Below are 22235 nucleotides of genomic sequence, written 5' to 3'. Positions count from 1 at the left end.
TGTGGCGCAGCAGCTGCAGCAGCGCTTCGATCCGCGGCATTACCGGCTGGACGTGCGGCGGGCGCCGCTGCTGGAGGCCCATGCGGCCCAGGACCCAGAGCAGGGCCGCTGGGTGCTGCTGGTGCTGGCCCATCACCTGGCGATCGATCACACGACGCTGGAGCTGCTGGTCGAGGAGGCTCAGCTCATCGAGCAGGGCCGCCTGGAGGCGCTGCTGGCGCCGGCACCCTTCCGCAACTTCGTGGCCCAGGCCCGCCTGGGCGTGAGCCAGGCGGAGCACGAGGCCTTCTTCCGGCGCATGCTGGGCGGCATTGACGAGCCGACCACTCCCTTCGGTCTGGGCAGGGCCGGCGCCTCCGACTTCGATCTTGCCGAGCATCGCGAGGTCCTGGCCACACCCCTGTCGGCCCGCCTTCGAGAGCAGGCCCGGCGGCATGGCGTCAGTGCCGCCAGCCTCGTCCACCTGGCCTGGGCCCTGGTGCTGGCCCGAAGTACCGGCCGCCGCGAAGTGGTCTTCGGCACAGTGCTGTTCGGGCGCATGCACAGCGGTGATCAGGCCAGCCGGACGCTGGGCATGTTCATCAACACCCTGCCTGTGCGCATCGACATCGACGAGCTGGAAACAGGTCTGCGCCTGGCCGAGGTCCATTCCATGCTGGCGGAGCTGCTGCGCCACGAGCACGCGCCGCTGGCCCTGGCACAGCGCTGCAGCGCCGTTGACGCGCAGTCGCCGCTGTTCACCTCCTTGCTCAACTATCGCCACAGCCCGCTGCCGCAGCCGACCCCGACCGAAGACGGGCAGGGCGCAGCGGACGAGGGCATGGACCTGCTGGGCGCCTCCGAGCGCACCAACTATCCGCTGACCCTGGCCGTGGACGACCTGGGACAGGACTTCCTGCTGACCGCCCAGTGCCGTGAGGGCCTGGCGCCGCAGCGGGTCTGCGCCCACATGGTGGAGGCGCTGTCCGTGCTTGCACAGGCGCTGGAAACCGGTCCGGAGCTGCCTGTGGCCTGCCTGGACCCCTTGCCGGCGGCGGAGCGCGAGCAGGTCCTGCGGGTCTTCAATGCCACGGACCGCGTCTATGAAGAGGGTGAACGCTGCCTGCACCATGGTTTCGAGGCCCAGGTGAAGCGCACACCCGATGCGCCAGCCCTGAGCATGGATGGCGAGGTGCTGAGCTATGCCCAGCTGAATGCACGCGCCAACCGGCTGGCCCACCACCTGAGCGCCGCCGGCCTGGCGCCTGACGATCGCGTCGGTGTTTGCGCCCAGCGCAGCATCGACCTGGTCGTGGCCCTGTACGCCGTGCTCAAGGCCGGTGCGGCCTATGTTCCCTTCGATCCCACGCATCCGCCAGAGCGGCTGCGGCACATGCTGGAAGATGCCACGCCCGTGGCGATGCTGATGGACGATGCGGGCGAGGAAGCGCTGAGCCAGGCCGGTGCCACGGCAATCCCGGCCCTGTGTCTGCATCTGCAGCGCGATGCGGTGCAGTGGGCGCAGGCCTCGGCGGAGGATCCATTGCCTACGGCACCGGGCTCCGACCATCTGGCCTACGTCATCTTCACCTCCGGTTCAACCGGCAGGCCCAAGGGCGCGATGAACACCCACCGCGCCGTCGTCAACCGGCTCTTGTGGATGCAGCAGGCCTATGCGCTGGACGCCACAGACGTGGTCCTGCAGAAGACGCCGTTCAGTTTCGACGTCTCGGTGTGGGAGTTCTTCTGGCCGCTGATGGTGGGAGCCCGACTGGAGCTGGCACGCCCGGAGGGCCACAAGGATCCCCTGTACCTTGCCGAGCTGATCGATGACGCCGGCGTGACAACGCTGCACTTCGTGCCCTCCATGCTCCAGGTCTTCCTGGATCATGCCGAGCCGGGGCAGGGCAGGCGCCTTCGCCATGTGGTGTGCAGTGGTGAGGCCCTGCCTGCGGGGCTGGCCCGCCGTGCGCTGTCACACTGGCCGAGCGCCGGGCTGCACAACCTTTATGGCCCGACCGAGGCGGCTGTCGACGTCAGCGCCTGGAGCTGCAGGGCCGATGACGCCCGCGCCTTCGTGCCCATTGGCAGGCCCATCGCCAACACGCGGCTCTACATCCTGGACGCTGCCTTGCGGCCGCAGCCCTTGGGTGTGGCGGGCGAGGTCCACATCGGCGGCGTGCAGGTCGGGCGCGGCTATCTGAACCGGCCCGAGCTCACCGAGGACCGCTTCATCGCCGATCCCTTCGAGGACCGCCCCGGTGCCAGGATGTACAAGACCGGGGACCTCGGCCGCTGGCTGGAGGACGGCAGCATCGAGTATCTCGGCCGCAATGACTTCCAGGTGAAGATCCGAGGGCTGCGCATCGAGCTGGGCGAGATCGAGGCCTGTCTGGCCGAGCTGGCGCCCGAGGTGGTGGTGCTGGCGCGTGAGGACGAACCCGGGCAACAGCGTCTGGTGGCCTACTACACCGGCGAGGCCGAGGCCGGGCAGCTGCAGGCCCATGCTGCCAGCACCTTGCCCGCCTATATGGTGCCTTCCGCCTATGTGCGCCTCCCCGCGCTGCCGCTGAATGCCAATGGCAAGCTGGACCGCAAGGCGCTGCCCGCGCCGGACGGAGACGCCCTGCTGAGGGCCGCCTATGAAGCACCGCAGGGCGAGACCGAGATTGCCCTGGCGGCCATCTGGGCTGAACTGCTGCAACTGGATCGCGTCAGCCGCCACGACAACTTCTTCGAGCTGGGTGGCCATTCGCTGATGGCCGTCACGCTGATTGAGCGCATGCGCCGCGAGGGCCTGCACGCCGAAGTGCGGGCACTGCTCACGGCGGCGTCGCTGGCGGATCTGGCGCGGCTCGTCGGTCGAGAAAGCAGCCAGGTGCAGGTGCCCCCGAACCTGATCCCCGACGGCGCCACGGCGATCACGCCAGAGATGCTGAGCCTGGTCGCACTCGACCAGGCCGCCATCGATCGCGTGCTGGCCGATGTCGAAGGTGGTGCGGCCAATGTGCAGGACATCTACCCGCTGGCCCCGCTGCAGGAAGGCATCCTGTTCCATCACCTGATGCATCAGCAGGGCGATCCCTATCTGCTGCCCACGGTGCTGGGCTTCCCCGACCGCCAGCGCCTGGACCAGTTCCTCGCCGCCTTGCAGCAGGTGATTGCACGCCATGACATCCTGCGCACCGGCATTGCCTGGCAGGGCCTTGAGCAGGCGGTGCAGGTCGTGCGGCGCCAGGCCCCGCTGAATCTGGCGATCGAAACCCTGGACGCTGGCGCCGGTCCCGGTGAACAGCAGCTGCGCGCACGCTTCGATCCCCGCCTGCACCGTATCGACGTGGCAAGGGCACCCCTGCTGCGTGCGCATGCCGCCGAGGACCCGGCCAGCGGCCGCTGGCTGCTGATGCTGCTGGCGCATCACCTGGTGATCGACCACACCACGGTGGAGCTGCTGACCCGCGAGGCCTTCCTGATCGAGCAGGGCAGGGCGGATGAGCTGCAAGCTCCTGTGCCCTTCCGCAACTTCGTCGCGCAAGCGCGGCTGGGCAGCAGCCGGCAGGCTCATGAAGAGTTCTTCACCCGCATGCTGGGTGACATCGACGAGCCCACCGCCCCCTTCGACGTGCTGGATGTCCAGGGCGATGGCAGCCAGATCGACGAGCACCGCCGCCTGCTGCCGAACGCCCTGGCCACGGCCGTGCGCCAGCAGGCCCGGCGACTGGGCGTGGGCACGGCCAGCGTGATGCACCTGGCCTGGGCGCTGGTGCTGGCCCGCGTGACCGGGCGGCGCGACGTGGTCTTCGGCACCGTCCTGTTCGGACGCATGCAGGGCGGTGAGCAGGCGGACCGCGCGCTGGGCTTGTTCATCAACACCCTGCCGCTGCGCGTGAGCGTCGACGATGGGGCCCTGGTGCACAGCCTGCGCAAGGTTCACCGGGATCTCGCCCGGTTGCTGCATCACGAGCATGCTTCCCTGGCCCTGGCGCAGCGTTGCAGCCGGGTGGGGACGCTGGCGCCGCTGTTCACCTCGCTGCTCAACTACCGGCATGCGCCGGCCGAACGGAGTAGCGAGGCGGATGGCTTCGACTGGGACATCGAAGACTTCGGTGGCGAGGAGCGCAGCAACTACCCGCTGGGCGTTTCCGTCGACGACCTCGGCGAGGCCCTGGCCGTCACGGTGCAGGCGCTCTCTCCCATCGACGCCGGCCGCGTGGCGGCCCTGCTGGAGCACTCGCTGCTGGCGCTGACGCAGGCGCTGGAATTGTCGCCTTCGATGGCGGTGCAGTCGCTGGACATCCTGCCCGAGCAGGAGCGTGCGTGGCTGCTGGCGCAGGGCGGCGTCGGGCGCGCGGTGCAGGACGTGCCAGCGCTGTGCCTGCACGAGCGCTTCGAGCGGCAGGCACAGGCGCGGCCGCGGTCCGAGGCGGTGGTCCATGGCGAGCTGCGGCTGAGCTATGGGGAACTCAATGCGCGCGCCAACCAGCTGGCCCGACACCTGCGCGCCCTGGGCGCGGGCCCTGATCGCTTCGTGGGCGTCTGTGCCGGCCGCAGCCCGGAACTGGTGCTGGCCCAACTGGCCATCTGGAAGACGGGGGCGGCCTACCTGCCGCTGGATCCGGCCTATCCCGCCGACCGGCTGCGCTACATGCTGGAGGACAGCCGGCCCATGGTGCTGCTGTGCCAGGGTGAGGCCGCCCTGCAGGCACTGGATGCTGCAGGCTGGCAGCAGCCCGTGATCGACCTGCAGGCCGATGCCGCGGGCTGGAGCGCCGAATCCGAGGCCAACCTGAGCCGGGAAGAGACCGGCCTGCAGATGCACCATCTGGCCTACCTCATCTACACCTCGGGTTCCACCGGGCAGCCCAAGGGCGTGATGAACGAGCATCTCGGGCTCAGCAATCTGGTGGACGCCCAGGCCGAGGCCTTCGGTGTCCGCAGCGACAGCCGCCTGCTTCAGTTCGCCTCGCCCAGCTTCGACGCCAGCATCTCCGAGCTGGCCCTCGCGCTGGCCAGCGGTGCCACGCTGTGCCTTGCCGATCCTGAGGAGATGATGCCGGGCCGGGCGCTGCTGGGCACGCTGCAGCGCCTGGCTGTCAGCCATGTGACCCTGCCGCCCTCGGCGCTCGCTGCCTGCGAGGAGGCGGGCATGCCCTTTGCAGCCCACACCCTCATCGTCGCGGGCGAGGCCATCGCGCCCAAGGCGGCCCAGGCCTGGGCCGCTCGGCTCAGGCTGATCAATGCCTACGGCCCCACGGAGACGACGGTGTGCGCTACCACGCATCACTGCCTTCCCCAGGCGTCGATGGTCAGTGCGGTGCCCATTGGCCGTCCCATTGCCAATGTCAGCGTCTACCTCCTGGATGTCCAGGGACGCCTGGTGCCGGCGGGCGCCACCGGGGAGCTCCATATCGGAGGGGTCGGCGTGGCGCGAGGCTACCTCCATCGCGAGGACCTGACGGCGGAGCGCTTCCTCGACGATCCCTTCTGCCCCGGTGGGCGCATGTACCGCAGCGGTGACCTCGGCCGCTGGCTGCCGGACGGGACCATCGAGTTCCTCGGTCGCAATGACCAGCAGGTCAAGGTGCGCGGCTTCCGCGTCGAACTGGGCGAGGTCGAGGCCCGGCTGGCCGGGCACGGCGCGGTACGCGAGGTCTGCGTCACCGCCCGTGCTGACAGCATGGGCGCCTTGCGACTGCTGGCCTACTACACCGCCCACGGCAGCCCTGCCGAGGCGGAGGCGGAGATCGCCGCGCTCAGGCAGCACGCCGCGGCCGCACTGCCGCACTACATGGTGCCCAGCGCCTTCGTTCGCCTGGAGGCCTTCCCGCTCACGCCGAACGGCAAGATCGACCGGCGTGCACTACCGGCCCCGGGGGCCGAGAGCGCCAGCCCGCTGCGGCCTCCCCAGGGTGCCATGGAGCAGGCCCTGGCCAGGATCTGGGCTGACCTGCTGGAGCTGGATCAGGTCGGCCGCGACAGCCACTTCTTCGAGCTGGGCGGCCATTCGTTGCTGGCCGTGCAGCTGATGGCCAGGATCCGGGGGGAGTTGGATGTCGAGTTGCCGCTGGCTGAGCTCTATCTGCATCCGACGCTGGAGGCACTGGCCCGGCACATGGAGAACCGCCAGCCGATGGTCGCGGCGCTGACCGCCGTCCGTGCCCAGGGCAGCCAGCGGCCGCTGTTCGTGATGCATGCCCTGGACTGCACCGGCGACTACGCTGTCGAGCTGGCCCGCCGACTCGACCCGGACCTGCCCGTCTACGCCCTGCCGGCGCCGGGCCTGCGCGAGGGCGAGCAGCCGCTGCGCACGATTGAGGACATGGCGCGCCACTACATCCGGGCCCTGCGCAGTGTGCAGGCGCAGGGGCCTTACCGGCTGGCCGCCTGGTCGGCGGGCGGCCAGGTGGCCTACGAGGTGGCCCGGCAGCTGATGGCGCAAGGGGAGGCGGTGTCCTTCCTCGGCCTGATCGACACGCTCTACCGGGCCCATGCCATCGTGGACGCGCAGCGCCAGTGGCTGGGCGCTGGCCAGCACCCCCTGGAGCGGCGTGAGTGGGCCTTCCTGCTCGTGATGCTGCAGCACGACCTCGGCATGCCGGCCAGGGAGGTCAAGCGCCTGGCCAAGCTGGACAGCATGGACGCAGTGCTGGCCAAGCTGGTCGAGGATGAAGGGCTGCCGCCTTCCACGGATCTCGCGGGCTTCAGGCGCCGGCTCTGCACGCAGAACGCCTTCGTGGAAGCCATCGAGGCCTACCAGGCCCAGGCGCTGGACCTGCGGGTGCACCTGTTCGCCGCAAGCGAATCGTTGCAAGTCCAGGCGCTGGGCTGGGACCAACTGCTGGGAAGTCGCCTTAGCATCGTCCGTTTCAAGGCAAGCCACCAATCCATTATGAAGACTCCCGTCATCGACGAACTGAGTGCGGCACTGCAGGCAGCCCTGCACAGTGACGTCCAGTCCCGCGAGACGGTCACCGCATCATCCTGAAGGTCCCATGAGAAAGATCAATTCATTGCATTTCATCGCCGTCGCGGCCTGTCTGATGGCCGGGGGCTCCGTCATGGCCGCTGATTCGCCGGCTGCGGCCCCGCTGGACCAGCGCTCCTATGCCGGGGTGCTCAAGGGCATCGAGGCTTTCGCCGCACACCGGGCCCTGGCGCCCAATGCCTCCCTGAGCTTCCAGCTGTATCCACGCCGGCAGGGGGCCGGGGCGGTCCGGCCGACGCTGGCCATCGTTTCCGGAGGGGCGCGGGCGCCGCTGACGCTGGAGGCGGACGGCTCCTTCAAAGTGCCCGTGCGCCCCGATCTCAACGGCCCCGATGCCGTGCTGCAGTCCAATCAGCCCGAGGGCAGCTTCGCCTGGCGCCCCGTGGTGCGCACACCCGGTCTGCCCGCCCATGTGAGGCGGCTGGGCGATCTGCGCCTGCAGTGCCGGGTGGACCTCAACGCGGGCCTGATGGTGGTGCCACCCAGCCGCGCCAATCAGGCCCTGATGGCCTCCAACCCGGGCAGGGCCTGCGAGATGTCCCAGGCCTTCTACCCGATCTTCGCCGACCGGCCGGTGTTCGAGGTGACGCTGGTGTCCGGCAGCCGGCGCCGCGTGCTGCTGACCCAGGAGTCGCTCTACGGCATGGGTGCGCCGGCCAGCCGCCTGCCGCTGCTGGACTGGCCGCATCTTCGCGACCGGGTGGTTCGCTTGCCCTTGCACGACAGCGCCTGGCCGGATGACACGCAAGTGGTCTTCGAATACCTGGAGCCGCTGCCTTGAGCCAGGTGCGGCCAACACCCCTACAAGCACCTTTTTTGAATTCCAATCCATGAAGCAAGCATCCAACTCCCTCCTGTTCATGGCCGGCGACGCTGCCGTCCTACCTGCCCCTTCAGCCCGGCCCCGGCGCGGCCTGGGCTCGCAACTTTGCTCAGCCATCGCCCTTGCGGCCCTGGCAGGCCTGGCCGGCTGCGCCTCCGAGCCCACGCGCCCGGAGTCCTCGGACGCCGGCCTGGACAGCAGCAAGGGACGAGTCTTCACCGAGCGCAGCTACCTCCGTACAGGCAGCCGTCTGCCGGCCGTGGTGCTGCAGGCCGGCCTGCAAGACGACAAGAGCGCCTGGAAGAGCGTGATCCCCGGGCTTTCCCAGCAGCACTTGGTGATTGCCTTCGACCGCCCGGGCCGGGCCGACACGCCCTCGACCGATGCCTCCAGGGACCCCTGCACCATTGCCAGCGAGGAGCGCCGCCTGCTCCAGGACGCCGGTGTGCCGCCGCCGTACATCCTCGTCGGCCACTCCCTGGGGGGGCTCTACCAGTATGTCTTTGCCAAGATGTATCCGGAGGACGTCGCAGGGCTGGTGCTCCTGGACCCCACCCATCCGCGTCACTGGGAAACGGTGCAGGCCGAGGCGCCCGGCGCCGCCCTGCTGATCAAGGGTGTGCGGGCCATCGCCTTCAGCAGCGCCGACCGGCGTGAGTTCGACCAGCAGACCGACTGCCTGCAGCGCATCAACACCCGACAGCCGCTGCGCCAGCCTGTGCGCCTACTGGTGAGCGGCAAGTTCAAGATGGAGGAGCGGGGCAGCTACGAGCGCATGCTTCAGGGCCTGCGCCAGGACTGGGTGTCCATGACGGGCGCCCGCCGCGGGGCGGAGCTCATTGCTGACTCGGGGCATTACATCCAGAAGGACAGGCCCGATACCGTGATCTCGGCGGTCCAGCAGCTCAGCGCGGAGGTTCGCAAATGAGGGGCGCTGGCACGCAAGACCTGGCGGCGCAAGGCCGCCTGCGCGGCCCCTGGCAGGCGCTCGCACTGGCCTCCTTGCTGGCCCTGACCGGTCTGCAGGGCTGCGCGACGGCGGATCTCGGCGGCGGCCAGGCTGCCGCCCGCAAGGCGCCGGAGCAGGTGCTGGTCGTGAACAAGACAAGCCGCGCCGAACTGGTGCAGGCCATGGGGGAGGGCGACAAGGTGCGCTTTGACAGCGGCTGGGAAGCCTGGGTGTACGTCGACAAGCCGGGCGTTCCGTTGCTGGTCGGCCTGATCCCTGTGGTCGGCGAAATCTCCGACGTGATGGAGATGACGGGCACCCGGCGCGAGCTGACAGTCATCCTCGACGACAAGGGCATCGTCCGCAAGTACAAGCTGCGTGCCTCGGAGTGATCCCGAGGGCCACATCTTCAATTGGGAGAACACGACATGGTGAACAAAGAGGGCGAGGCCATCGCCGCTCACCTATTGAGCGACGATTCCCTGCGGGCCGGCTTCGTGCCGCTTCGACAGGGTGGGAAGCAGACGCCGTTGTTCGTTGCACAGGGCCGGAATACAGGCCAGATCGACCTGCAAGATCTCAACAAGTACCTGTCGGGCGCCATGCCCGTCTACCTGCTGGGACGCCATGCCGGCCGCCATGCCGCCACGCGCGAAGGGCAGGCCGCCAGCATGTTGCGCACCATCCGGCGCATTCAGCCGAACGGGCCCTATCGGCTCGCTGGCGTCGGCGCCTTCGGCATCCTGGCCTACGAGATCGCGCTGCAGCTGCTGGGTCAGGACCAGGAGGTCGAGTTCATCGGCCTGCTCGGGCCGCAGCCGGACCTCGCCGCGGACCTGCCCATGCCGGCCGCGGCGCTCTCGGTCCACCTGTTCGCCCCTAGCGAGCAGGCCGGCTGGAGCGGCAGCCTGCCAGGGCTTCAGCTGGCGCAGCAGGGGCCAGGCCTTGGCGCGCGGGCCACCGTGCGCGCATTGGCCGCCCAGCTGATGGCCTTGCAGGCCAAGCCCGAGATTGGCCGCTCCCGTGCGCCAGAACTGGACTACCAGCCCCATATCGTCATCCAGTCCGGGCGACAGAGCCCGCTCAACAGGCATGCGCCGCTCTTCTGCATTCCGGGCGCCGGAGACAGCATCACCGGCTTCGCAGCGCTGGCAGGTGCCCTGGGGCCGGACTGGTCGGTGCACGGCTTGCAGCCGCGTGGTGTTGACGGCCTGATGGTCCCGCATGCCAGCGTCGAAGCCGCGGCGGCCCAGTGCATGAGTGCCATCGAGTCCGTACAGGGCAACGGGCCCGTGCATCTGCTCGGTCATTCCTTTGGCGGCTGGGTCGCCTTCCACATCGCCGGCCTGCTGCAGGCGGCCAACCGGCCCGCGGCATCCCTGACCCTGATCGACAGCGAGGCCCCGGGGACGCAGGGCACGCTCGGCCGTGAGTACACCCCGCTGGAGGTGATGGAGCAGTTCATTGAAAGCCTGGAGCTGGTCGCCGAGCGCTCCCTGGGGCTCAGCAGCGCTGCGCTGGCGTCTCTTGACGACGCCGGCCGGCTCCAGCAAGTGTTCCAGGCAGCGGTCCGGGTGGGCCTGCTGCCGGCACGGGCGCGTCCGCAGCTGTTGCTGGGACCGCTGCGGACCTTCGGCGCGGCCCTGCGTACCGTCTATCAGCCGGGCCCCAGCTGCACGGTGCCGGCGCGTCTGGTCCTGGTGCCTGATTCGCGGCTGCCGGCTCAGGAGGTGGCGCGCAAGGCCGCGGCCATGGCGCAGGGCTGGCGCCAGCTGCTGCCGCAGCTGAGCCAATGGGACGGTCCGGGCAACCACATGACCATCCTGCGCGCCCCTCATGTCAAGGCGCTGGCCGATTGGTGGCTGAGCGACCGGAGCGCCGCGCCCGCCAGCAGGCCGTCCACACTCAACATGGTCATCTGACAACGGCACAATCGCGCCGCGAGAATTCCGGGCCTGGCTTGGCCGGTCCGTGATCGCCTGCGCCCCGTTCTTACAAATCAATTAACAAGGCAGATCATGAACAATCTACAAATTGCCAGTCAAATCCTGCTCGAGCCGCAGGCCGCCTTCAACGCGCTGGGGGAGCGCCCCCGCTTCTGGTTCCCCCTGCTGCTGCTGGTGCTGGGCTCCGCAGTCGGCCTCTTCGGCTACTTCCAGATGGTCGACTTCAACTGGCTCAACGACAACGTCCTGCGCCCGGCCAGCCAGTCGGGCAGCGACGCGGAGTCCTCCCCCTTGTTGTCCCGCGGCGTCGTCATCGGCACCTCGACGGCAGCCGTGCTCATCGGTCTGACCGTGGCCAGGCTTTTGGAGAGCAGCTACTTCCTGCTGGCCGGCCGCATGGCCAATATCGAGCGCTCCTTCAAGCACTGGATGGCCCTGAGCTGCTGGAGCGCACTCCCGCTGCTCCTGATCCTGCTGGTCTCCATGGGCTTCATGCTGATGCATCCGAACGGGCAGGTGGCCCAGGAGGAGCTCAACGTGCTGTCGCTCAACGAGCTGCTCTTCCATGTCCCGCGCAACAGCCCCTGGCATGGCTGGCTGTCGACCCTGACCATCCTCCATCCCTGGGTCTGGTGGCTGAGCGCAATCGGGGTGAAGGCCTGGAGCGGCCGGTCCATGGCCTTTTCCGTGGCTTTCTCCATGGTCCCGTGGTCGGTCTACTACGGTGTTTGGGCCCTGATCATCCTGGTGCGCGCATAACATGAGCAAAAGCAAGAAATGGGCGGCCGCTGCCGCGATCGCCCTGGTCCTGGTCGTGCCGGTCGGCGTGAAGCTGGCGCGCGGCAAGCAAGTCAAGGACGTCGAGACCGAGAAGGTGGTGCTGCGTGCGCCGTCGCCGTCCATCCTGGCCTCGGGCACCCTGGTCTACGAGAGTCAGGTCACCCTGGTGCCTGAGATCATCGCCCGCGTCAACGAGGTGCTGGTCAAGGAAGGGGACGCGGTGCGCAAGGGGCAGCTGCTGATCCGACTGGAGGACGAGTCCCCTCGCGCGGAGACCTTGCAGCTGCAAGCCAGTCTGCGCCAGTCGGAGCTGCAGGTGGAACGCCAGCGCGTGAACCTGGAAGCCCTGACGGTGCGTGCCAAGCGCTATGCCGAGCTGCGCCGCCATGATCTCGTCGAGCCGACGAAGTACGACGAAATGCAGGCCCAGGTGGACCTGGCCGCCGTCGAGCTGCGCACCGGCCGGGAGACGGTCAAGCAAGCGCAGGCGCAGCTGCGTCAGGCCCAGGACCGCCTGGCCAAGACGGAGATCCACGCGCCCATCGACGGCAAGGTGACCCTGGTCAGCATCAAGCCCGGCGAGACGGCGGTGCCGGCCGCCGTCAGCATTGCAGGCTCGACGCTGATGACCATTGCCGACACGCGCAGCACCTTTGCCGAGATCAACGTCGACGAGACCGACGTGGCCCGGCTGTCCAAGGGGCAGGGGGTTCGCATTGTTCCCGCCGCCTTTCCCGACCGCGCCTTCCGTGGTCGTGTGGAGCAGGTCGCCATGGCCCCCAAGCAGAACCCGGGACAGAGCCGCAGCTACCCCGTGCGGGTCAAGCTGGAGAACGAGGGCCTGCCCTTCCATCCAGGCATGAGCTGCCGGGCCGAGATCGCCGTGAGCCAAAGCGGCGAGGCCAAGAATCCCGGTGTTCCGGTTCAGGCCGTCCACTATGAATCCAGCGAAGGACGCGACGACAAGACCCGCGCCTTCGTCTTCGTCATGGACAATCGCCGCGCCGTGCGCCGTCCCGTGGAGATTGGCCTGGCCGATGACACCTTCATCGAAGTCACCCGCGGACTGAAGACGGGCGAGACCGTGATCACCGGTCCGGCGAAGACCCTGCGCTTCCTGTCCGACGGCGAGGCAGTGCGCAGCCAGGACCGTGCCGAGGCCCGTGACAGTCACCAAAAAGGCGGCAAGCCGTCCTGACCAGCCGGCCTTGAGCCAAGAGACACCGTCGTGATCGAACTCAGAGACATCCACAAGACCTACTTCCTCGGTGACGCGAGCTTTCCCATCCTTCAGGGGGTCGACCTCCACATCGACCGCGGCGAACTGGTGGCGCTGACCGGCGCCTCCGGATCGGGGAAATCCACGCTGATGAACATCATGGGCTGCCTGGACACGCCCACGCAGGGCAGCTACCGACTGGTCGGCGAGGACGTCGCCAAGCTCGGCGAAGACCAGCTGGCGCGGGTCCGCAACCGACGCATCGGCTTCATCTTTCAGAGCTTTCACCTGCTACCGCGGCAGACGGCCCTGGCCAATGTGGCGCAGCCGCTGGTCTACCGCGGCATCGCCCCGGCCCAGCGCGAGGCCGCCGCCCGGGCTTGCCTGGAGCGCGTCGGCCTTGGCCATCGCGTGGACCACAAGCCCAACGAGATGTCCGGCGGCCAGCGCCAGCGGGTGGCTATCGCCCGTGCCCTGGTCGGCCGGCCGCACCTGCTGCTGGCCGACGAACCCACCGGCAACCTGGACAGCAGGACCAGCGACGAGATCATGTCGCTGCTGGCCGAGCTGCATGCCGGCGGCCTGACGGTGGTCATCGTCACCCATGAACCTGAGATCGCGGCGCGATGCCAGCGCGTGGTGCGCCTGCGCGATGGCCGCATTGACCAGGATTCACGCCGGCCCATGGCCAGCCCCGCCCCCGAAGTCGTTAGCCCGGAGATGAGCACCTCATGAACACAGCAAGCCAGACCGAGGCCCCGGCGGCCTTGGACGACTTCACGGGCGAGGAGGGCAGCGATCAGCGGGTCGGGCTCTATGCCTTGCAAGAGGCCATGCGCTCCGCCCTGGCCAGCATCCGGGCCCACGGCCTTCGCAGCTTCCTGACCATGCTGGGCATCATCATCGGCGTGGCGTCTGTCATCGCCGTGGTGGCCCTGGTGCAGGGGCTGTCCAGCTCGATCTCGCGCCAGTTCCAGAGCCTTGGGGGCAACGCCCTGACCGTGCGCGCAGAAACGCCGCTGGAGGACGAGCTGCGCGGCAAGATCAATCGCTTGCGCCTGACCGACCTGGACCAGATCAAGCACGGCGTGGACGGCATCCGGCACATCACCCCCATCGTCGCGGGCGGTGGCGGCAACGTCGAGATCCGCAACGGCCCCAATGTGGGCACCGGTGTCATGCTGGGAACCACGAGCCGCTACCAGGACGTCCAGCAGTCCTACCCGCGCTACGGCCGCTTCCTGACCGACAGCGACGACGACACGCGACGGCGCGTCGTGGTGCTGGGCGAGCGGCTACGGCGTGACCTGAAGCTCCCGGCCGACCCGTCGGGCCACTACATCCAGATCGGCAGCGAGTGGTTCAAGGTCGTCGGGCTGATGGAGCCGCGCGGCGAGATGTTCGGCGTCAGCCAGGACAACTACCTGCTGATGCCCTACCACACGGCACTTTCCGTCACTGGCGTGACGGACCAGCCCGATCTGTCCATCACCTTCACAGTGACGGACATGGACCAGGCGGGCGCCGTCAAGGCACGCGTGAGCAGCCTGTTGCGCCGCGCTCACCAGCTCAAGCAGGGGCAGGCGGATGACTTCATCGTGGAGTCGGCCGATTCGCTGGCCAAATCCTTCAAGGAGATCACCACCATCGTGACGCTGGTGGTTGCGGGGGTGGTGAGCATCTCGCTGCTGGTCGGGGGCGTGGGCATCATGAACATCATGCTGGTGTCCGTCACCGAGCGGACCCGGGAGATCGGCATCGTCAAGGCCCTGGGTGCGCCACGGCACTTCATCCTGATGCAGTTCCTTATGGAAGCCGTGGTGCTGGCGATGCTGGGCGGCCTGATCGGCGTGGCCGCCGGCTACGGCCTGGGCTTTGGCATTGCCAAGCTGATTCCCAACTTCCCCGATCCCACCGTGCCCTGGTGGGCTGTGGCGGGGGCCTGTGGCTTCTCAGGCTTCGTCGGCATGGTGTTCGGCATCATCCCAGCCAGCAACGCGGCCGGTCTCGCACCCATCGAAGCCCTGCGCTACGAATAGCAACTCAACACAATCGCCAGCTCTATGCTTTTGAAGCCATTTTTCGCGAGGCGCACGCGCCTCGCTCTGGTGCTTGCCGCATCGGCAGCTTGCGGCCAGGTCCATGCGGAGGACCTGGTCCAGGTCTTCGATGCGGCCTACAAGCAGGACGCCGGTCTGCGGGCCGCCCAGCGCCAGCGCGATGCGGCCCTGCCGCGCGCAGCGCAGGCCCGGGCGCTGTTCCTGCCCGCCATCAGCCTTGAAGGAAGCAGCACACGCAGGCGGCAGAGCCTCCCCTCCGGCGAGGTCGCGTCCGATAGTGCTCCGCTTTACGGCACCACCACGACGGCGAACCTGGTGCTGCGCCAGGCGCTGTTCAACCGCCAGCACACGGCGGACCTGAGGCGCTCAGGCATCGAGGAGCAGTTGGCACAGCGGGACTACGAGCTGACGCAGCAGGCCTTCATCGTCCAGGTGGCTAGGGCCTACTTCGACGTACTCTCGGCCCAGGACGTTCTTACGGCAACCCAGAGGAGCAAGGAGTCCATCCAGGGGCAGCTCAACGCAGCCCAGCTCCAGTACAAGGCCGGCACCGGCATCATCACCGATGTGCGCGACGCCCAGGCGCGCTTTGACCTGGCTGCGGCCCAGGAGCAGGCCGCGGAGAACGAGCTGCGCATCGCTCGCCTGGCCTTGGCCAGGTTGACAGGGCGTCCCGGGCTCAGCCCGGCACCGCTGGCCCAGCCTGTAGTGCTGCCCGAACTCGAACAGCGCGAGCTGGCATCGTGGGCCGCCGATGAGGCCGAGCATCCAATCCTGCAGCGTGCTCACTTGACGCTGGCTGCCGCCAGGGCCGGCACCGAGCGGGCCCGCGCAGGCGCCCTGCCTACCGTGGAGCTGGTGTCCTCGCTCGGCTACAGCCGTCAGACAGGCACTGCCGCTCAGGCCCAGGGCCTTGCCGGTTCCACGCGCCAAGCCAGCATTGGCGTGGAGCTGAACCTGCCCATCTTCGCGGGGCATGCCATCGACAACCGCCTCCGGGAGACCCTGATCCTGGAGAGCAAGGCGGAGGACGAGTTGGAGGCAACGCGGCGCTCCGTCGCTGAAGCCACTGAGCGTGCCTACTTTCAGATGCAATCGGCCCGTGCGCAGCTCAGCGCGCTGGAAACAGCCGCCATCTCCAGCCAGCAGTCGCTGGAGGCCACCCAGCGCGGCTACAGGGCCGGCGTGCGGCTGAGTCTGGATGTGCTCAATGCCGAGGCCCAGCGCTACGAGACCCAGCGCGACCTGGCCAAGGCACGCTATGCGCTGCTGATGGGCCAACTCAGGCTGCGCGAGGCCACCGGACAGCTGCGCGCGGAGCATCTGGAAGAACTCAACAAGACTCTGGCACGCTGAGGGCAGTGTGCTGGCTTGCCATCGTCTAGGGGAATCTACCTGCGGGAAAGCTCCGTCGTGACGATGGCGTGAAGTTGGCAATATCGCTCTGCGAATCCAGGAGAGTGACCGTGCTGGCCAAAAGCCTCACGGGACGCCGAAGGCGCAATCTCCCATACACGCTCAGGCCCCGTACTGGACTCGCAATCAGCCGACACTGGAGAGCGGATCACGCGGACATGCCCATGGCCGGTGATCCCACCGAAGGAGCAAGCGGAAGGCAGCGCCTCCCGCGAATCTCTCAGGTACCAAGGACAGCGGGAGCGGCGCGAAGTCTTCACAGGCCAGACCGGGGCTGATCGCTCCGCAGCCTGTGCAGGCTTTGTGATGCAAACCCCTGTCCGGAGTGTCTGATATGTCGTCGGCAGCCCTCCCGCTCCTTTCGACCTTCCCCGCCCGTGCACCAGTGCCTGTGTCCATTTCCCAGTGGGCCAGACTGGCGCGAGCAGCCCATGGACCGGATGCGGTCCGGGGTCAGGTCTTGCCTGCCCTGCCACCTCGGAGACGCCATCAGCGATGGCGCCGCGTGACCGGCTGCGCCTGACCCCCATCGCCTGACGGCAGCGCAGGCACATCACCCGAAGACATCGACTGGATCCGCTCCCGGGCGGGCAGGCCGCGCCTTGGCGCCTGCCGATCCGCCATGGCGCAGCGCGCCGTCGCGCAGATCTCGCTGCTGAGAAAGTAACGATGCAAGTGAGCGTCCAGCAATAGAGATGCCACTGCACAGCACGTCGAAGCGCCGCTAGGAGAAGGGCGGTCTTCCACGAACCGCCGGGCGGGCCGTACAGGCTGCCTGCCGGCGGGACCCAAGCAGTACCCATCGCAACCGAAGGAGACATCATGTTCAAGAAGAAAGCATTGGTCCTGCCAGGCGCGCTGCTGTGCGCCTTGACGCTGGCCGCACTGCCGGCCTCCGCCGTACCCGTCGGCGGCGAGCGAGGCAACATCGCTCAACGCCAGTCCGACCGCAACCAGGCGCTGATGGCAGCCCAGCGCGGTCTGGGCGAGTACCAGCAGCGCAAGCAGCAGTACTACGCCGGCCTGTCCCCGAACCACATGGCGCTGGAGGTGTCCGATGTCCAGGAGCTGTCGCAGGCACGGATCGGCGCAGGCTTCGAGATGCACACGGTCAGCCCGCAGGAACTGGCCGCCGGTCGCACCGACCTCAGCGCCATGGCAACGCCGACGGGCAGCTGGCGCTTCGTCGTGCAGGTCGGTGAGCGGCCGGTCGGTCTGGTGACCGTGCAGAAGGCGGAAGGGCGCTGGCAGGCCGTCTCCTTCGGCGGGGCGGGGCTGGCCCGTGAGCTGGATGCGCTGCGCCAGGTCCATGGCAATGCCGACGGCAGCAATCTGCGTTTCATCCGCGTCTACCAGGCTCAGTCGGACCTGCTGGAGGTGGTGTCCGGCAAGGATGGCAAGGCCCGCTACGCGACGCTGCAGTCCGCCCGCGACGCCCTGTTGCGCCATGGCCTGGCCGCGGGTTCAGGCGATGCCAACGCTGGCCTGGTGGAAGCTCCGCAGCTGCTCGATCCGCTGCGCACGGCCGTGAGCAAGAACCTGGACATGCTGCGCTGAGCTGCCAGCACACCGACGAACCTTCCCCAAAGAATCGAATGGAGATCGCATGAACGCGAATCTGAAGAAGACGCTGGCCGGCCTGGGTCTCAGCCTGCTCATGCCCCTGGCCTTCGCCCAGTACAAGGCGCTGAACGTGCCCCAGACCATCCAGGAGCACAGCCAGTGGTGCTGGTCGGCCTCCAGCAAGGCCATCATCAGCTACTACAAGACACCGCCGAGCCAGTGCAGCATCGTCAACTGGGCCTTTGGCATCAACTACGCCTGCGGCAACGGCACCTTCAACTGGAGCAGCTACGCCAACCAGCCCAACGCACTGTACGGCTCGGGTGGCAGTGCCCAGGGCGTGCTGGCCAACTGGGGCATCGGCACCAATGCCTATGCCTATGCCTCGTCCTGGAATTCCATCGTTTCGGACATCAACTACAACAAGCCCTTCATGATCCGCTTCGGCTGGAGCTCCGGCGGCGGGCACATCATGGTCGGGACTGGCTATGAAGTCTGGAACGGCGGCTACTACGTGCTCTACATGAACCCGTGGCCCGGCGAAGGCAATTCGGAAGACAGCTACAACTGGATGGTCTCCGCCAGCGACCACGCCTGGACGCACACCTTGCGCGTGCGCTGACGCCTGTCGACTCCGCCGCAGCACGAGGAGATGAGAGAGGGCTGCGGCGGAGTGGGGCGCTGGATCGGCGATGGGCCTCAGAGGCTCTTCAGCGCCACGACGTCCTTGCCCTTGAAGGTGAAGACGGTGACCGCCGACTGCTTCAGGTCATGCTTCGCGTCATAGGCATACTCGCCGGCCACGCCCATGTAGCTGGACTTCGCGAGGTGCTCGCTGAGCTTGCCCGGGTCGGTGGACTGCGTGGCCTCGATGGCTGATGCCAGCAGGTTGGCGCCGTCGTAGAAGGCGGCGGCATAGGTCAGCGGGTCGCGCTTGAACTCGGCGCGGTAGCGCTCGACGAACTTCTTGCCCTTGTCGCTGCGGTCGATGATGGAGCCACCCTGCGTGCAGTACACGTTCAGCTCGGTGTTGAGCTGGGACAGCGTGGCCGTCTCCGACGAGCAGATGCCGTCACCACCCAGCAGCGGCGTGGCAATGCCCAGCGAGCGCATCTGGCGCAGCATGGGGCCGGCCTGGGCCGAGTAGCCGCCGTAGAAGACAGCGTCCGGCTTGGCAGCCTTCACCGAGGTGAGGATGGTATTGAAGTCGCTGGCCTTGTCGTTGGTGAATTCCTTGGCGACCACCTTGATGCCGAGCTTGCTGGCCTGGTCCACGAACTCCTGTGCCACGCCCAGGCCGTAGGCTGTGCGATCGTCGATGACGGCCACGGTCTTGATCTTCAGGTCCTGGGCCGCGTAGACGGCCATCTTGGCGCCGAGCTGGTTGTCGGTCGCGCCGATGCGGAACAGGCGGGCATGGCCCTGCGTGGTGATGCGCGGATTGGAGGCCACCGTCAGCACCAGCACGCCGCCTTCGGCGAAGATCCGGGAGGTGGGCATGGTGACGCCCGAGTTGTAGGGCCCCAGGACGAACTTGATCTTCTTGTCGACCAGTTGCTGAGCCACCTGCACGCCCTGGCGCGGATCCGCGGTGTCGTCGTTCACGTCGAGATCGAACTGCACGGCCTTGCCGCCCACCTTGATCCCCTTGGCATTGAGCTCCTTGATGGCCAGCAGCGCGCCGTCGCGGTTGTCCGTGCCGTTGCCGGCCTGCGGGCCCGTGGTCGGGCTCATGAAACCGATGCGGATACGCTCCTGCGCCTGCGCGCCGAAACAGGCCAGACCCGCGGCGAGCAGCAGCAGATTCAGGGAATACTTCTTCATCAAAGGTCCTCTTGGTCAGTGGATGGGCAGGGCATGCCCCATGCTCCGGGCCGCCGCAGGCCATGTGCAGGGCCGCAGCGCCGGAAGGGAAAACGCGGATGGCGGCACTTTAGGCGATGTGTCTGTGCCGAGCCTTGAGGAATGCTAAAGGCAGCCTCTTGCACGGCCCTGTCCCGCGGGCCTGCGGGAACGCCCCTGGTGGCGAGGGCGGGCCGACCGGACGCTTGCGCGGTGCGGGGAGGGCGGCGGCAATGGTAAATTCCTGGGTTGGGTGTCAGGTCTTGCGGCCTGGCAGGTTGAGCGCAGGTCGGGCCGCCGCGCGGAGTTTCCACGACCATGCACACCGACACCCTCATCTCCTACGTCGCCCTGGCCCTGTTCGTCCTGGCCCTGGCCCACACCTTTGCCGCCAAGCAGTTCGAGCGGCTGTCCCATCGCTACCCGCAGCACGCCGGCCTGTTTCATCTGCTGGGCGAGGTGGAGGTGGTCTTCGGCTTCTGGGCTCTGGTGCTGATCCTGGCGCTCGCCGTGCTGAAGGATGGCGCCAGCGCCTTGCACTACGCCGAGTCCCGCAACTACACCGAGCCGCTGTTCGTCTTCGTCGTGATGGTGGTGGCTGCCTCGCGGCCGGTGATCGACCTCGTGCAGCGGGCGATGACCTTCGTGTCCCGGCTGATCCCGCTCCCAGGCGCCGTTTCCAGCACCTGGCTGGGCCTGGCGGTGGTTCCGCTCTTGGGATCCCTGGTCACCGAGCCCGCCGCCATGACGCTGGCAGCCCTGATGCTGGCGCCGGTGGTGTTCCGGTCCGAGGTGCCCGAGCGGCCGAAGTACTTCGCGCTGGGCGTGCTCTTCGTCAACGTGTCCATCGGTGGCACCCTGACGGCCTATGCGGCGCCGCCCGTGCTGATGGTGGCCGCGACCTGGCAATGGGACAGCGCCTACATGCTGGCCCACTTCGGCTGGAAGGCCGTGCTGGCCGTGCTGCTCAACGCCACGCTGGCGACCTGGGTGATGCGCAAGCACCTGCAGGAGATTCGGTCAGCTGCGCGGGAGGAGGGCGCCGGCGCGCCGGCGCCGGCGCCGGTGCCGCTGGCCGTGGCCCTGGTGCATGTGCTGCTGCTCGCGGGCGTGGTGGTGCTGGCCCATCATCCGGTGGCCTTTCTGGGCCTGTTCCTGATGTTCCTGGGCTTCAGCCAGGCCTATGAGCGCTACCAGAGCCCGCTGATCCTGAAAGAGGCGCTGCTGGTGGCCTTTTTCCTGGCCGGGCTCGTGGTGCTGGGTGGCATGCAGGCCTGGTGGCTGCAGCCCATCGTCTCCAGCCTGGAGCCGCTGGCCCTGTTCTTCGGCGCCATCGGCCTCACGGCCATCACCGACAACGCAGCGCTGACCTACCTCGGCTCGCTCATCGCCGGCATTCCGGTGGAGGCCAAGCATGCGCTGGTCGCCGGTGCCGTGGCCGGCGGTGGCCTGACGGTCATCGCCAATGCGCCTAATCCGGCGGGGGTGGCCTTGCTCAAGCGCGGCTTTGCCGATGAGTCCATCGGCGCCATGGAGTTGCTGCTGGGCGCCCTCGTGCCGACGGCGCTGGCAGCGATCGCCTTCCTGGCGCTGTGACTTTGGTGTCGGCCTGGCGATGTCATCGTGATCGATGAGGCGCTGCACGTATTCAAACCGATGGCCGCGGGGAGGGCGCTTCCACCTCATATCACCAATTTGGAAGAGCACCGGCACTATGGCGTGGACTTTGTTTTCATCACGCAGCACGGAAACTTACTGCATGCAAATGTCCGCGCCCTGATCAACCCTCATTTGCATGTGCGTCGGTTGTTCGGCCGTGGTGCGGCGATGATTTATGAGTTTGACGCCTGCACGAATCCGAAGTCTGTCAGCCAGGCGCTAAGCAAGAAGGTTTGGAAGTACTCGAAAAAGAACTTCGATATTTATAGAAGCTCGGAGCTTCATACTAAGCAAGCACGTGGCATTCCCTGGCAAATCTGGGCGTTTGTGATTGCGGTAATTGCAGTCCCGTTCTTGATTTGGAATGCTGCTAGGCGGGCGGATCGTATGACCACTGCCACGCCAGCAGCTGCGGCTTCTGCGCCTGGTGCGTCCGCATCTGGTGTTGTGCCTGGTGCTTGGCCAGGCGGTGCTGCACCTGGTGGCCAGCGTGTGGTGCCTCGTGGCCGGCCGGCATTTGTCGGTGTGATCGCTGAGCGTGAGACCTGGCCGGATATCGTGGCGGGCTGCTGGGAGACTGAGGATGAGTGTCACTGCATGACGCAGGAGCAGCCTCCTCGGATCGTGTCGGACCGGCCGGCGCTGTGCTACGCGGTCACTCAGGGCCACCTAGTGCCCCCTGGGACACATGCTGCGCCTGTGCGCGCTCCTGAGGCGTCTGCACCTGCGAGAGCGGCATCAGGGGCCTTAGTGGCCACCTGAGAGCCGGGCCATGCGCATCTGCGTAGTGTGACCGTCTCAGATCGACCCATCTCTGACATTCGCGTCTTCTAACGGCCGGCCGAAATGCCGCCGTTCGATGTTCCAGATCGTCAGTAGTGAAGATTCGGTGTAAGCGGCCAGCCAAGTCATGTTGACTTTGTGTGCCGACGTCGCAGGCCAGCTACGTGAGTTCGACGATCTGGCCCACTCCAAGCTTTGGCAAATCGTTGGCCGACGACAGAACGAAAGAGA

14 protein-coding genes, 1 pseudogene and 1 riboswitch are annotated in these 22235 nt (G+C 67.6%); of the genes and pseudogenes, 14 read left to right on the top strand and 1 reads right to left on the bottom strand.

Translation table 11 applies throughout. The features are described from left to right. The 12 genes from ABDJ40_RS24200 to ABDJ40_RS24145 all read left to right on the top strand — a co-directional run. Positions 1-6964: amino acid adenylation domain-containing protein (locus tag ABDJ40_RS24200; RefSeq protein WP_347613618.1), on the top strand; the 6964-nt coding region annotated here is incomplete at its 5' end. 7 nt (positions 6965-6971) lie between these two features. Next, the gene (locus ABDJ40_RS24195; protein WP_347613617.1) at positions 6972-7745 is read left to right on the top strand and encodes a hypothetical protein; all 774 of its coding nucleotides are present in this window, start codon (positions 6972-6974) and stop codon (positions 7743-7745) included. 49 nt (positions 7746-7794) lie between these two features. Further along, positions 7795-8715 carry an alpha/beta fold hydrolase gene (locus tag ABDJ40_RS24190; protein WP_347613616.1) on the top strand — a complete coding sequence of 307 codons (921 nt, stop codon included), beginning with the start codon at positions 7795-7797 and terminating at the stop codon, positions 8713-8715. Next, positions 8712-9128, top strand: a complete 417-nt coding sequence (locus tag ABDJ40_RS24185; protein WP_347613614.1) for a hypothetical protein — start codon at positions 8712-8714, stop codon at positions 9126-9128. Before ABDJ40_RS24190 ends, ABDJ40_RS24185 begins: the two co-directional genes overlap by 4 nt. 36 nt (positions 9129-9164) lie before the next feature. Beyond that, the gene (locus tag ABDJ40_RS24180) at positions 9165-10658 is read left to right on the top strand and encodes a thioesterase domain-containing protein (RefSeq protein WP_347613612.1); all 1494 of its coding nucleotides are present in this window, start codon (positions 9165-9167) and stop codon (positions 10656-10658) included. 96 nt (positions 10659-10754) lie between these two features. Next, complete coding sequence (locus ABDJ40_RS24175; protein ID WP_347613609.1) at positions 10755-11441, top strand: YIP1 family protein; 687 nt, start codon at positions 10755-10757, stop codon at positions 11439-11441. Between the two features lies 1 nt (position 11442). Further along, a complete protein-coding gene (locus ABDJ40_RS24170) occupies positions 11443-12660 on the top strand; it encodes an efflux RND transporter periplasmic adaptor subunit (RefSeq protein WP_347613608.1) in 1218 nt (405 codons plus the stop codon). A gap of 30 nt (positions 12661-12690) precedes the next feature. After that, positions 12691-13416, top strand: coding sequence for an ABC transporter ATP-binding protein (locus tag ABDJ40_RS24165; protein WP_269632904.1), 726 nt, complete (start codon positions 12691-12693; stop codon positions 13414-13416). Next, on the top strand, positions 13413-14720 hold the full coding sequence (locus ABDJ40_RS24160; RefSeq protein ID WP_347613606.1) for an ABC transporter permease: 1308 nt from the start codon (positions 13413-13415) through the stop codon (positions 14718-14720). The genes ABDJ40_RS24165 and ABDJ40_RS24160 overlap by 4 nt, the downstream gene beginning before the upstream one ends. 69 nt (positions 14721-14789) lie before the next feature. Further along, the gene (locus tag ABDJ40_RS24155) at positions 14790-16097 is read left to right on the top strand and encodes a TolC family outer membrane protein (protein WP_347613605.1); all 1308 of its coding nucleotides are present in this window, start codon (positions 14790-14792) and stop codon (positions 16095-16097) included. Positions 16098-16283: 186 nt separating this feature from the next. Next, positions 16284-16404, top strand: a riboswitch (glycine riboswitch). A 575-nt stretch (positions 16405-16979) separates the two neighbouring features. Beyond that, positions 16980-17714: a hypothetical protein gene (locus ABDJ40_RS24150; protein WP_347613604.1), complete on the top strand. Its 735-nt coding sequence runs from the start codon at positions 16980-16982 to the stop codon at positions 17712-17714. 49 nt (positions 17715-17763) lie between these two features. Further along, a complete protein-coding gene (locus ABDJ40_RS24145; protein WP_347613602.1) occupies positions 17764-18342 on the top strand; it encodes a C39 family peptidase in 579 nt (192 codons plus the stop codon). 77 nt (positions 18343-18419) lie between these two features. Here the strand turns inward: ABDJ40_RS24145 and ABDJ40_RS24140 are convergent, their stop codons facing one another. Continuing rightward, positions 18420-19544: a branched-chain amino acid ABC transporter substrate-binding protein gene (locus tag ABDJ40_RS24140; RefSeq protein ID WP_269632909.1), complete on the bottom strand. Its 1125-nt coding sequence runs from the start codon at positions 19542-19544 to the stop codon at positions 18420-18422. A gap of 336 nt (positions 19545-19880) precedes the next feature. Between ABDJ40_RS24140 and ABDJ40_RS24135 the strand changes: the two genes are divergently transcribed. Further along, on the top strand, positions 19881-21158 hold the full coding sequence (locus tag ABDJ40_RS24135; RefSeq protein WP_347613601.1) for a putative Na+/H+ antiporter: 1278 nt from the start codon (positions 19881-19883) through the stop codon (positions 21156-21158). A gap of 15 nt (positions 21159-21173) precedes the next feature. Then, a pseudogene (locus tag ABDJ40_RS24130) lies at positions 21174-21983 on the top strand (zonular occludens toxin domain-containing protein); the annotation flags it as partial. Positions 21984-22235: the final 252 nt, after the last annotated feature.

This window comes from Roseateles flavus, from assembly GCF_039872765.1.
In the GTDB taxonomy this organism is placed as follows: Bacteria; Pseudomonadota; Gammaproteobacteria; order Burkholderiales; family Burkholderiaceae_C; genus Roseateles_B; species Roseateles_B flavus.
The sequence above is the reverse complement of the archived record's forward strand: the minus strand, read 5'-3'. Positions and strand labels throughout refer to the sequence as shown.